General features: G+C 47.4%; 14 protein-coding genes and 1 pseudogene. 14 read left to right on the plus strand and 1 reads right to left on the minus strand.

Going from position 1 to position 12,728, the window contains the following annotated elements:
• The first annotated feature begins 182 nt into the window (after positions 1-182).
• The 10 genes from P9687_RS11595 (at position 183) to rsmI (ending at position 7,393) form a co-directional block, all read left to right on the plus strand.
• Positions 183-1,652 carry an aminotransferase class I/II-fold pyridoxal phosphate-dependent enzyme gene (locus P9687_RS11595; protein WP_017550884.1) on the plus strand — a complete coding sequence of 490 codons (1,470 nt, stop codon included), beginning with the start codon at positions 183-185 and terminating at the stop codon, positions 1,650-1,652.
• A 13-nt stretch (positions 1,653-1,665) separates the two neighbouring features.
• Positions 1,666-2,319 carry a dTMP kinase gene (tmk, locus tag P9687_RS11600; RefSeq protein WP_035190701.1) on the plus strand — a complete coding sequence of 218 codons (654 nt, stop codon included), beginning with the start codon at positions 1,666-1,668 and terminating at the stop codon, positions 2,317-2,319.
• Between the two features lie 101 nt (positions 2,320-2,420).
• Entirely contained in the window at positions 2,421-2,750 is a 330-nt protein-coding gene (locus P9687_RS11605) for a cyclic-di-AMP receptor (RefSeq protein ID WP_013857978.1), read from the plus strand.
• A 15-nt stretch (positions 2,751-2,765) separates the two neighbouring features.
• Entirely contained in the window at positions 2,766-3,206 is a 441-nt protein-coding gene (locus P9687_RS11610) for a YaaR family protein (RefSeq protein WP_014096592.1), read from the plus strand.
• 16 nt (positions 3,207-3,222) lie between these two features.
• A complete protein-coding gene (gene holB, locus P9687_RS11615; RefSeq protein WP_014096591.1) occupies positions 3,223-4,224 on the plus strand; it encodes a DNA polymerase III subunit delta' in 1,002 nt (333 codons plus the stop codon).
• Positions 4,217-5,044, plus strand: coding sequence for a PSP1 domain-containing protein (locus P9687_RS11620; RefSeq protein WP_013857981.1), 828 nt, complete (start codon positions 4,217-4,219; stop codon positions 5,042-5,044). The genes holB and P9687_RS11620 overlap by 8 nt, the downstream gene beginning before the upstream one ends.
• A gap of 15 nt (positions 5,045-5,059) precedes the next feature.
• Positions 5,060-5,443, plus strand: a complete 384-nt coding sequence (gene yabA / locus P9687_RS11625) for a DNA replication initiation control protein YabA (protein WP_014096590.1) — start codon at positions 5,060-5,062, stop codon at positions 5,441-5,443.
• Between the two features lie 79 nt (positions 5,444-5,522).
• The gene (locus P9687_RS11630; protein WP_017550882.1) at positions 5,523-6,269 is read left to right on the plus strand and encodes a tRNA1(Val) (adenine(37)-N6)-methyltransferase; all 747 of its coding nucleotides are present in this window, start codon (positions 5,523-5,525) and stop codon (positions 6,267-6,269) included.
• On the plus strand, positions 6,253-6,546 hold the full coding sequence (locus P9687_RS11635) for a GIY-YIG nuclease family protein (protein ID WP_014096588.1): 294 nt from the start codon (positions 6,253-6,255) through the stop codon (positions 6,544-6,546). The genes P9687_RS11630 and P9687_RS11635 overlap by 17 nt, the downstream gene beginning before the upstream one ends.
• Positions 6,509-7,393: a 16S rRNA (cytidine(1402)-2'-O)-methyltransferase gene (gene rsmI, locus P9687_RS11640; protein WP_017550881.1), complete on the plus strand. Its 885-nt coding sequence runs from the start codon at positions 6,509-6,511 to the stop codon at positions 7,391-7,393. Before P9687_RS11635 ends, rsmI begins: the two co-directional genes overlap by 38 nt.
• A gap of 170 nt (positions 7,394-7,563) precedes the next feature.
• Here rsmI and P9687_RS11645 read toward each other — a convergent pair.
• Positions 7,564-7,824 (minus strand): annotated as a pseudogene (locus P9687_RS11645) (AbrB/MazE/SpoVT family DNA-binding domain-containing protein); the annotation flags it as partial.
• A gap of 455 nt (positions 7,825-8,279) precedes the next feature.
• Here P9687_RS11645 and metG point away from each other — a divergent pair.
• From metG to rsmA, 4 genes are all read left to right on the plus strand, one after another.
• Positions 8,280-10,247 carry a methionine--tRNA ligase gene (gene metG, locus P9687_RS11650; RefSeq protein WP_260832189.1) on the plus strand — a complete coding sequence of 656 codons (1,968 nt, stop codon included), beginning with the start codon at positions 8,280-8,282 and terminating at the stop codon, positions 10,245-10,247.
• Between the two features lie 150 nt (positions 10,248-10,397).
• Positions 10,398-11,174, plus strand: coding sequence for a TatD family hydrolase (locus tag P9687_RS11655; protein ID WP_199772162.1), 777 nt, complete (start codon positions 10,398-10,400; stop codon positions 11,172-11,174).
• A gap of 18 nt (positions 11,175-11,192) precedes the next feature.
• Positions 11,193-11,795 (plus strand): ribonuclease M5, encoded by a 603-nt coding sequence (gene rnmV / locus P9687_RS11660; RefSeq protein ID WP_014096583.1) that lies wholly within the window; start codon positions 11,193-11,195, stop codon positions 11,793-11,795.
• Complete coding sequence (rsmA, locus tag P9687_RS11665) at positions 11,750-12,637, plus strand: 16S rRNA (adenine(1518)-N(6)/adenine(1519)-N(6))-dimethyltransferase RsmA (RefSeq protein ID WP_014096582.1); 888 nt, start codon at positions 11,750-11,752, stop codon at positions 12,635-12,637. The genes rnmV and rsmA overlap by 46 nt, the downstream gene beginning before the upstream one ends.
• Positions 12,638-12,728: the final 91 nt, after the last annotated feature.

Below are 12,728 nucleotides of genomic sequence, written 5' to 3' on the forward strand. Positions count from 1 at the left end.
CGGTAGCCGAAAGTGTACAAAAAGAGTGTCTTGGAATACCCGATATTTAAACCTTGTCGAGAAAAACTTGACACATACCAATCACCCATTTCCTGCCCGCTTTTACCCGTTTATAGTAAAATAGAATAAGTAAACTCGGGGCCGGTTTTTACAGGCGGCTCCGTATGATAAGGGGTACGGAGATGGATCAAAATCGAATGCCATTATTTGAAGCGCTATGCCGCTATCAACATAAAAATCCCGTTTCGTTCCACGTGCCGGGGCATAAAAACGGCTTGTTGATTGAGCCGTTGTTAAAAGAAAGCGCGTCTTTTTTACAATATGATGCAACAGAATTGTCCGGGCTGGATGATTTGCACCATGCTGAAGGAGCCATTCAAGAAGCACAGGATTTGCTGGCTGCTTATTACGGCAGTGAAAAGAGCTATTTTCTCGTAAACGGAAGCACCGTTGGCAACCTCGCCATGATCCTTTCTGTATGCCGGCCGGGGGATCGTGTGCTTGTGGACCGGAACTGCCATCAATCGGTTTTGCATGCCCTCAGGCTTGCCAGGGCAAATCCGGTTTTTGTTTTTCCTGAAATCGATAAGGAACGCCAAATGCCGGCAGGATTTTCAGAAAGATTATTTGTACAGGCGTTCAGGAAATACCGGGACGTGAAAGCGTGTATTTTGACTTATCCGACTTATTATGGCATCACCTACGATTTGCGGGCTGTGGCTGACATCGCACATCAAAACGGCGCTTATGTGTTGGTGGATGAAGCCCATGGTGCGCATTTTCAGATTGGCTCCCCGTTTCCGGAGACGGCGCTTCACCAGGGGGCAGATGCCGCTGTCCAGTCTGCCCATAAGATGCTGCCGGCTATGACAATGGGGTCTTTTTTACATATCCGTGCGCCGCATTTTCCGTTTGAAAGACTTGGATTCTATTTATCGGCACTGCAATCGAGCAGCCCGTCGTATCCCATTATGATGTCGCTCGATTACGCAAGGTGGTATGCCGCCAATTTCAGCCGTGAAGATATCTGCTATACCCTGACACAAAGGGAGCAATTTTCCGCGCGGCTCAGCAAGATGTTAAAATGGGAGAAAAAGGAGGGGCAGGATCCGCTGAAATTGCTGGCGACATTTCCCGGCCTCTCCGGGTTCAAACTTCAGTCCGTGCTTGAAGGTGCCGGTGTGTACACAGAAATGGCGGATTTACAACGGGTTGTCTTTGTGCTGCCGCTTTTAAAAAACGGTATGCCTTTTCCGTATGAGGATGCTGCCGGGCGGATCGAAGCAGCACTGTCCGGAGTATCTCCACAAGCCGAGAATGAATCCCTGCTGAAACGGGTGGAGCAAAAACAGGCGTCCGGATATAGCCGGATGGAAACAGCAGGCTTGGACGTCCTGCATGGGTTAACGGAACTCCACCTTGCTTATGATGAAATGGAAGAAAAAGAGGTAGAATGGGTATCATTTGCAGAAGCGAAGGGGCGGATTGCGGCAAAAATGGTTACGCCGTATCCGCCCGGTGTGCCGCTTCTTGTGCCGGGTGAACAGGTTAGAGACGCCCATATTTACCAAATCCAACAACTGCGCGCTTGCGGGGCAAGGTTTCACGCGGATGCTCCGTTTTTTGAAAACAGGCTGGCAGTTTATAAATAGAGAGGGAGAGAACATGAAAGGAATTTTTATTACAGCAGAAGGACCTGAGGGTGCGGGGAAAACGACCATTACCGGGATGATTGCCGCACACTTAAAGGAAAACGGCTATCCCGTTGTGTTGACGCGGGAACCCGGGGGCATTAAAATTGCCGAGCAGATTCGGCACATCATTTTGAACCCGGAAAATACGGAAATGGATGCGCGGACGGAAGCTTTGCTGTATGCGGCAAGCCGTCGCCAGCATCTTGCAGAGAAGGTCTTGCCGGCACTAGAACAGGGGCGCATTGTCCTGTGTGACCGGTTTATTGACAGTTCGCTCGCGTACCAGGGCTATGCGCGAGGAATCGGGATAGAGGAAGTATACCGGATCAATCAGTTTGCAACGGGCGGGCTGCTGCCGGATTTGACGCTCTATTTTGATGTAGAAGCAGAGACAGGCCTCAGCCGGATTGCCAAAAATCACAACCGTGAAGTAAACCGCCTTGATCTGGAAGCCATCGACTTCCATAGAAAGGTAAGAGAAGGGTTCCAAATATTGTTAAAACGGTTTCCGGAGAGAATACATGCCATTGATGCCAATAAAGAGGTAGAATATATATATCATACCGCTTTGCAAAAAGTGCTGGACGCCATTTTCCGACATTACGGGAAAAATTTCCTCGGATAAAAGGAAATTCACATACAGGAGCAGAATTTCATATATAACGGTAAATGGAAGATGATATAATGAGGGATAAATATACGGTTGAAAATTCAGGAGGGGAAAAAATGAAACTGATCGTCGCAGTCGTACAGGACCAGGACAGCAACCGGTTGATGAAAGCCATGGTTGATCATAATTTTCGTGTGACAAAACTTGCATCAACAGGCGGGTTTTTAAAATCAGGCAATACGACTTTTCTGATTGGGACGGAAGAAATTCGTGTCAATAAAGCGCTGCAGGTCATTAAGGAAAATTGCAAATCGAGGGAACAGTTTATTACCCCGGTTTCACCGATGGGCGGAAATGCCGACAGCTACATCCCGTATCCGGTCGAAATCGAAGTGGGGGGCGCGACAGTATTTGTCCTGCCAGTAGATGAATTTCACCAGTTTTAACGGGGGAATAAGGGATTGAAAATACAACAGGATTTGCGTATTGGTTTGGACAAAACGGCCCGCGAAGCAAAAAGCATGGTAACGGGCACAACAAATTTTGCCGAAATGATGGACACAAGCAGGGAAAAGCTGCAAATGAATGAATTTCACCAGCTATTGTCGCAAATTGACGAAGCCGGCAGCCGACTTGCCCGTTCGCGCAATCTTAAAGATTTGTCCAAATTCAAGTCGCTTGTAAAACAATTTGTGAAGCAAACTGTCGAATACGGGATGAAAAATAAACAGTCACAAAGCTTCGACCGGTTCGGGGAAAGCCGCAAATTGAATATAGTGGAAACCATAGACAAAAAACTGGCGGATCTTACCGACGCCTGTCTCAGAAAAGAGCAGCCCGCTCTCGATATACTGGGGAAAATCGGCGAGGTAAAAGGTTTGCTGATTAATTTATATACTTAAGAGAGTGGAAGAAGCCATGACATGGGAAGCATTTGAAAGTATTCAGCCTGTTGCAGCAACTTTGCTGAAACACAGCATCAGGCGCAGCCGGATGGCGCATGCTTATTTATTTGAAGGCGGACGCGGCACAGGGAAAAAAGAAGCTGCACAGCTACTGGCGAAAACATTATTTTGCCTGCAGCCTGTGGATGATTTTTTCCCATGCGAAAGCTGTTCGAATTGCTTAAGAATCAGCCACGGCACCCATCCTGACGTTCATCTGGTTGAACCGGACGGCCTTTCGATCAAGAAGGAGCAGATTAAAGCGTTGCAGCAGGAGTTTTCCAAACGGGCAGTGGAGTCGAAACGGAAACTGTATATGATTGTAGACGCTGAAAAAATGTCAACAGGCGCCGCCAACAGCCTGCTGAAGTTTCTGGAAGAGCCGAATCCTGGTACGACGGCTGTGCTGATGACAACCCAGCTGCACCGGATCCTGCCGACCATTTTATCCCGCTGCCAGGTTGTTTCATTCAAGCCGGTCCCACCCGCCATACTGAAAAAACAGCTGATTGAAAACGGGGTCAGCCCCGATTTGGCCCCGCTTCTTTCCCATATGACAAGCCACTTGGAAGAAGCGCTTGATTTAAGCAAAGATGAGTGGTTTGCACAAGCCCGAAAAATCGTGTTAAAATTGTATACAACCCTTTCAAAATCACCTTCCCACGCAATGGTTTTTTTGCAGGAAGCGTGGTTTGGGCATTTTAAAGAAAAAAATCAACTGGATCTCGGGTTGGATCTGTTGATATGGATTTATAAAGATCTTCTTTCCATCCATCTGGGAAAACAGGAAGATGTCGTTTATCCCGATCAGCTAAACCGTCTTTCTGCAGATATTCTTTCCTGCTCCCCGCGTTCTCTGGCTGAAAAACTGGCAGCCATTCTTGATGCAAAAAAGAAATTGGGTGCCAATGTCAATCAACAGCTGCTCATGGAACAGCTTGTTTTAAATTTGCAGGGGGGAACGGCCTTTGTTTAACGTAGTAGGAATCCGGTTTAAAAAAGCCGGCAAAGTATATTATTTCGACCCAGGCGATTTTCCCGTTAAAAAAAATGATGCCGTCATCGTCGAAACTGCGCGCGGCATTGAGTATGGCTTTGTTGTGACAAATCCCAAAGTTGTCGGGGAACATGATGTCGTGTTGCCGCTGAAAAAAATCATCCGGATTGCCGACCAGAAAGATCATATGACAGTGGATGAAAATAAAGCGGCAGCAAAAGAAGCATATGGGATTTGCATGAAAAAAATTGCGGAACACCAGCTTGAGATGAAGCTGGTGGATGTGGAGTATACATTTGACCGGAATAAGATTATTTTTTATTTTACCGCTGACGGGCGTGTCGATTTCCGGGAGCTCGTAAAAGATTTGGCGTCCATTTTCCGGACAAGGATCGAACTCCGCCAAATCGGGGTGCGGGATGAAGCCAAAATGCTTGGCGGCATCGGTCCTTGCGGCAGGATGCTGTGCTGTTCCACGTTTTTGGGTGATTTTGAGCCGGTATCGATCAAAATGGCAAAAGACCAGAATTTGTCATTAAATCCGGCGAAAATTTCTGGGCTTTGCGGACGTCTCATGTGCTGCCTGAAATATGAGAATGATGAATATGAAGCGGTAAAAGAAGCGTTTCCGGATGTCGGGGAAATGGTGAAAACGCCTTACGGAACCGGAAAAGTGACCGGCCTGAACATTTTGGAACGCGTTTTGCAAATTGAATTACAAAGCCAGGGGCGTACGATTGAGTATACGATGGAAGAATTTTTAAGTGCGGATGTTGTGTCAATTCAATCCACGGATTAATGAGGTGGAGAACTGATGGATAGGAAAGAATTATTTGAGGCGATACAGCAAATGGAAGTGCAGATCGGGGCGCTCCAGGAAAAGTTGGGGGAACTGAAACGGGATTTGACGGAAGTCATTGAAGAAAACAGCATTTTGAAAATTCAGAATGACTATTTCAGGCGCCAGTTGCAGCCCGAATCCGGCGGGGAAGGCACAGATTCGCATGAGGAACCGGCCGAGATTGTCCGGAAAATCAAGGAAAAGGGCGTGCCGCAGACGCTTCTTGATATCGGCGAAGGGTACGACAATCTGGCCCGCCTTTATCAGGAAGGCTTCCATATTTGCAATGTCCATTTCGGCAGCCCACGCAACGGGGAAGATTGCCTGTTCTGCCTTTCCTTTTTGAACAAGAAGTAACGAACGGTCCAAGATGAAAAGCCTTCCTTTTACCGGGAAGGCTGTTTTATGCAGCCGTTGTTTTTGGAGGCTACAGGGTATGGTGACATTATCAGGAGACGAACGATTGGATTATTTGCTTGCGGAAAATTTAAGGATTGTGCAAAGCCCGTCCGTGTTTGCTTTTTCATTGGATGCGGTGCTTCTGGCAAAGTTTGCATGGCTGCCGATCCAAAAAGGGAAAGTGCTTGATTTGTGCACGGGGAACGGGGTAATCCCGCTTTTATTAAGCAACCGTACGAAAGCGGAGATTACCGGGGTCGAAATTCAGGAACGCCTCTCGGATATGGCAAAAAGAAGCGTCGCTTATAACGGGCTTGAGGACAGGATCCGGATCATTCACGGCGATTTGAAGGAGATGCCGGATGTGCTCGGCTGCAGCAAATTTGACGTGGTAACGTGCAATCCGCCTTATTTTCCTTCGCAGACGAAGAATATTCAAAATGAAAATGAGCATTTTGCGATTGCCCGCCATGAAATTTTTTGTACATTGGAAGATGTCGTAAAAGTCAGCAGCAGGATGCTCAAGCAGGGCGGCAAAGCGGCGTTTGTGCACCGCCCGGGACGTCTGGTCGACTTGATTACGTTGATGAAAAAACACCGTCTCGAACCAAAACGGCTCCGGTTTGTTTATCCGAAAGCAGGCAAAGAAGCGAATACGATTCTGGTGGAAGGCATAAAAGACGGAAAACCGGATTTAAAGATTCTCCCACCGTTGTTCGTGTACGGGCAGGATGGCGAATATACGGAAGAAGTGAAAGAATTGCTGTATGGAAACAAAAACTAAATCATATTTTTACGTGCTTCTATGCTGTGACGGCAGTTTTTACGGCGGGTATACCGTTGATTTAAAACGGCGCTTCCGCGAACACAGCGAGGGCCGGGGCGCCAAGTATACGCGAACGCGGACACCGGTCAAGCTTTTGTATTTTCAGGAATATGCGACAAAAAGCGAGGCCATGAAAGCGGAATATGCTTTTAAAAAGCTTTCACGCCGGGAAAAAGAGCGATTTTTGGAGAAGGCAGGTGTCGACCTTGCACAGGCAGCAAAGTTTCCAGGATGAAAAAAATAAAGGGATTCTCTATTTGGTCCCGACCCCGATTGGCAATCTGGAAGATATGACATTCCGGGCGGTGCGCATTTTAAAAGAAGCCGATTTGATTGCTGCTGAAGATACGCGAAACAGCAAAAAGTTGTGCAGCTACTTCGATATTCACACGCCGTTTGTAAGTCATCACGAACATAATAAAGAAGCGAGCACACGCGATTTAATCATGAGGCTTACGCGCGGCGAAAAGATTGCCCTTGTAAGCGACGCAGGCATGCCGTGCATTTCGGATCCGGGTTATGAGCTTGCCACTGCCTGCATTCGCGAAGGGATCCCTGTTGTGCCGCTTCCAGGCGCAAACGCGGCACTTACGGCGTTAATTGCTTCTGGGATTGCACCGCAGCCGTTTACGTTTTACGGTTTTCTGCCACGGGAAAAGCAGGAAAAGCGGGCGGCACTGGAACGGCTCGCAAAAATTCCGTCCACTTTCATTTTGTATGAAGCACCGCACCGGCTGAAACATACGCTGCAAATGATGGCGGAGGTGCTGGGTGAGCGACAAATTTCCATCAGCCGTGAGCTGACGAAAAAATTTGAGGAATTTTTGCGGGGGACGATTCAAGAAGCGGTGGAATGGGTCGAAAACAATGAAGTGCGCGGCGAGTTCTGCCTGGTTGTGGAAGGTAGCCCTGAAACAGGGGAAGAAGACGACGATTTCTGGTGGACGGCGCTATCCGTTAAGGAGCATGTGGAAGCCTATATGCAGCAAAAACAGCTGCCGGCAAAAGAAGCGATCAAGCTTGCGGCAAAAGACCGGAAACTGCCAAAAAGGGAAGTCTACCAAATCTATCACGAACTGTGAATTAAAAACCTAGGGAGGATATTTGGCAACAAAGATCTGTCCAAGGCTTAAAAAAACCCCGCGTTTCAGCGGGGTTCCGGTTCCGGCTCAGGTTTGGATGCGAATGGATCTGCTTCGTCTTTTGCCTGTTCATTTTCTTCAGCCGGTTGATCTTCCAAATGAAAATTTTCTTTAATTTCTTGCATCAGCAATTCTGCGCCTTCACGGCTTAAAACAATTTTTCCGCCTGCCAGCTGGAGATTGTCATCCGAGACTTCCCCGGTAACGAGACAGGTCATATTGGGCTTGTACTTTTTCAAAATGATCTTGTCATCATCGACATAAATCTCCAATGCATCTTTTTCAGCAATGCCAAGATTTCTCCGCAATTCAATTGGAATGACAACACGGCCGAGCTCGTCGACTTTCCGTACAATGCCTGTTGATTTCATTAACGCTTTCCTCCCTTAAAGTAAATGTGAACCTGTACAAAACCCTGATACCAAACCCGGTTGCACAAATGCTGACCTTCTATATCTATCGAAAACTGGCGAATACCCCTGAATCTTCAAAAACTATACAACCTATCTAATTGTATTATAGAAGATAAATTGGAATAAAAAAACAAATTTGTTTAAAATATTTTTCGACAAGGATAAAAGTCACGGCCCTTGCACCGGTTAAACCGGCGGAATGCCGTCTATAATGGATAATGTGCTGTACCGGGCGCCATAAAGATGCAATGCATCCTGTTGATGCGGTATACTGAATATATGGGCCTTTTTTTCAAAAATCCACGTTTTTGCTTATTTTCACGAAAAGTTTTATACTTATTGTTTAGAAGTTCTAAGCAGCGCGCGAAATGTGCAAAAGAAATGTCTAATGTTATCGAAAGGTGGAGGCTGGTTTGGAAGAGAAACGGAAAACTTTTTATATCACAACGCCGATCTATTATCCGAGCGGAAATTTACATATCGGCCATGCCTATACAACCGTTGCAGGCGATGCGATGGCCCGTTATAAAAGGCTGCGCGGGTTTGACGTCATGTTCCTGACCGGCACGGATGAGCACGGCCAGAAAATCCAACGCAAAGCAAAGGAAAAAGACGTGACACCGCAGCAATATGTCGACGAAATTGTCGCCGGCATCCAGGATCTATGGAAAAAACTCGAAATATCCAATGATGATTTTATTCGCACGACCCAGGACCGCCACAAAAAGGCAGTGGAAAAGATTTTCAAGAAGCTGCTTGACCAAGGCGATATTTATTTGGGAGAGTACGAAGGCTGGTACTGTACGCCTTGTGAATCCTTCTTCACGGAACGCCAGCTTGTGGACGGCAAATGCCCGGACTGCGGCAGACCAGTAGAAAAAGTAAAAGAGGAATCGTACTTTTTCAAAATGGGGAAATATGTCGACCGGCTTTTGCAATACTATGAGGAAAATCCGGATTTCATTCAACCGGAAAGCCGGAAAAATGAAATGATCAATAACTTCATCAAACCGGGGCTTGAGGATCTTGCTGTATCGCGGACAACGTTTGACTGGGGGATAAAAGTGCCCGGGGATCCGAAACATGTCATCTATGTCTGGATTGATGCCCTGACTAACTATATTACAGCACTCGGTTACGGTAGTGATGACGATTCGAACTACCGGAAATACTGGCCGGCTGACGTCCATCTTGTTGGCAAGGAAATCGTTCGTTTCCATACGATTTACTGGCCGATTATGCTGATGGCGCTTGGCCTTCCGCTGCCGAAAAAAGTATTTGCACACGGCTGGCTCCTTATGAAAGACGGAAAAATGTCGAAATCAAAAGGGAATGTCATTGACCCGGTTACTTTGATTGACCGGTACGGGCTCGACGCACTCCGCTATTACTTGCTGCGTGAAGTGCCGTTTGGGGCGGATGGCATTTTTACGCCGGAAGGGTTTGTGGAACGGATCAATTTTGACCTCGCCAATGATCTGGGCAATCTGCTGAACCGTACGATTGCGATGATGAACCAGTATTTTGACGGTGTCATTCCAACGTTTGCCGGTTCGCACAATCCGTATTCCATCCAGCTTGTGACCGCATATAAAGAGGCTGTGAAAAAATACGAAGATGCGATGGAAAACATGCAGTTCTCGGTTGCACTCGCTTCTTTATGGGAATTTGTCAGCCGTACAAACAAATATATTGATGAAACAACTCCGTGGACATTGGCAAAAGATGAAACCAAACGGGCGGATCTTGCCGAAGTGATGGTCCATTTGGCGGAGTCGCTGCGCCATATCGCCATCCTTTTACAGCCGTTTTTGACATCAACGCCAAAGAAAATTTTTGACCAGCTGAACATTACGGATGAGAGCTTGCATACATGGGAAAGCCTGTCCTTATTCGGCAGCATTCCGGAAGGCACAAAGGTTGTGAAAAAAGGCAAGCCGATTTTCCCGCGTCTCGATATGGAAAAAGAAATTCAGTTTATCAAATCGCAAATGCAAGGTGCGGCTCCGAAAAAAGAAGAAACGAAAGAAGAAAAAGCGAAAGCGGAAGACACAAAAGCCGGGATCACGATCGATGATTTCGCAAAAGTGGAATTACGTGTCGCAAAAGTAACCGCTTGTGAGCCGGTAAAAAAAGCCGACAAACTGTTGAAACTGCAGCTTGACCTTGGAGATGAACAGCGCCAGGTTGTTTCCGGCATTGCGGAATATTACAAACCGGAAGAACTGGTCGGGCGCAGAGTCATTGTCGTGGCCAATCTGAAACCTGTCAAATTGCGCGGTGAATGGTCACAAGGCATGATTCTCGCAGGCGAAAAAGACGGCATATTGTCATTGGCAACCATTGATGAAAGCCTGCCGCTCGGCGCGATTGTCAAATAAAGGGACCAGATGAGATGAAAAACATAGAGATGTTTCACGTGGAACAAATTTCGACGGATCTCTCTATGTTTTTCTTTTACTTTTCAGGAAAAATAGATGTTTTTCCCGATCATATGTGAAAACAAACGTGAAGAATTTGAGGTGAAAAAGATGTTATTTGATACCCATGTGCATATCAATGATGAAGCGTTCAAAGACGATTTAGAAGCCACCATCGCGCGAGCACGGGAAGCCGGTGTGGAAAAGATGACGGTCGTCGGGTTTGACAGGCCGACCATCCAAAAAGCGATGGCGCTGATTGACCAATACCCGTTTCTGTATGCAGCGATCGGCTGGCACCCGGTTGATGCGATTGACATGAAAGATGAAGACCTGGACTGGATTGAATCTCTTGCCCATCATCCGAAAGTGGTGGCGATCGGCGAAATCGGGCTGGACTATCATTGGGATAAATCGCCGAAAGAGGTACAGCAGGAAGTGTTCAGGCGGCAAATCCGGCTCGCCAAAAAGCTTGATTTGCCCATTATTATCCATAACCGGGAAGCGACAGAAGACTGTGTGCAAATTTTAAAAGAGGAAAATGCACAGGAAGCAGGCGGCATTATGCACTGTTTCAGCGGCAGCCCGGAAACGGCGAAAGAATGCATCAAAATGAATTTCTACATTTCACTTGGCGGCCCGGTGACGTTTAAAAATGCAAAAAAACCGAAAGAAGTAGTTGCCGAGGTCCCGCTTGAAAAGCTTTTGGTTGAGACGGACTGCCCTTATCTTGCCCCGCATCCGTACCGCGGGAAACGCAATGAGCCGGCATATGTGAAACTGGTCGCTGAGCAGATTGCGGAAATTAAAGGCATTCCTTTTGAAAAAGTTGCCGAACAGACGATGTTAAATGCAGAAAAATTGTTTAGAATAAAAGATCATGCATAGAAAGCGAGTTTTATCCGCATGGCAAAATTAAAAGAGGTTATTGTCGTGGAAGGCAAAGACGACACAGCGGCCATTAAGCGGGCGCTCGATGCCGACACGATTGAAACAAACGGGTCGGCCATTTCGGAAAGTACGATTGAAAAAATCCGCCTTGCCCAGGAAAAAAGGGGCGCCATCATTTTCACCGATCCTGATTTTCCCGGCGAAAAAATCCGCAAAACGATCGCGGAAAAAGTGCCCGGCTGCAAACACGCATTTTTGGCCAAACAGGAGGCACGGGCGCCCGAGGACCGGGGAATCGGGGTTGAACATGCCCACCCTGCGGCGATCCGGCAAGCGCTACGGGAGGCGCATCAAATGGAGGAAGCCGTGCCGGAAGTCATCACAAGGGATGATTTAATGGCTGCCGGTCTGATTGCCGGCCCGCTGGCGAAACAAAGAAGGGCAAGAATCGGGGAACTTTTAAAAATCGGATACACGAACGGCAAGCAGCTCCATAAGCGGCTGATGGTGTTCCAAATCGATAAAGAAACGTTCCGGGATGCTCTGATGAAAGTGTTACAGGAGGAATCAACTTGCAAAAAGACATTGCCACCCCCATCCGGACAAAAGCGATTTTAAACCGGTACGGATTTTCGTTTAAAAAAAGCCTGGGCCAAAATTTTTTAATTGACCCGAACATTCTGCGGAATATTACGGATACGGCGGATTTAACGGAAGAGTCCGGCGTTGTTGAAATCGGTCCCGGCATTGGTGCGCTCACGGAACATCTCGCCCGCCGCAGCAAAAAAGTCGTGGCCTTTGAAATCGACAAAAGGCTTGCCCCGATCCTGAAAGATACGCTGGCGCCGTACCCGAATGTAAACGTGATCTATGAAGACGTGTTAAAGGCCGATGTTGGAAAAGTGCTGGAAACGGAATTTGCCGGCATAAACGATATCATGGTTGTCGCCAATCTGCCGTATTACGTGACGACCCCGATCATATTAAAATTTGTCACCGGCCTGTATCCGATCCGCGGCATGGTCGTGATGCTGCAAAAAGAAGTGGCCGACCGGATTTCGGCGGTTCCCGGCACGAAAAACTACGGCACGCTTTCCATTGCCATCCAGTATTATATGACGGCGGAAGTGGCGATGATTGTGCCGAAAACGGTTTTTATGCCGCAGCCGAATGTGGATTCCGCCGTGGTAAAGCTTGTGAAAAGGGACAAACCGAAAGTCGAGGTTAAAGATGAAGCGTTCTTTTTTCAGGTGGCAAAAGCTTCCTTTGCCCAGCGGCGGAAAACCTTGATCAATAATTTGACTGCTGGCCTTCCCGGCGGAAAAGACAAGAAAGAGACACTCCTTTCCGTACTCGAGCAGCTTAAAATTGAACCGTCAAGAAGGGGGGAAACGCTCAGCCTCGAGGAATTTGCCGCATTAAGCAATGCCTTGTTTCCCATTTTTCACACATCATCCTAAATGTCGCATCAGCCGGGGGAGCGCTTCCCCCGGCTTTTTCACCATTTCCGAAGGCAGTGCATATATAGTGTTATGCAGGCGAGAGATGGAT

Origin of the sequence: Weizmannia sp. CD-2023 (assembly GCF_036225245.1) — a bacterium.
Taxonomy (GTDB): Bacteria; Bacillota; Bacilli; order Bacillales; family Bacillaceae_C; genus Weizmannia; species Weizmannia faecalis.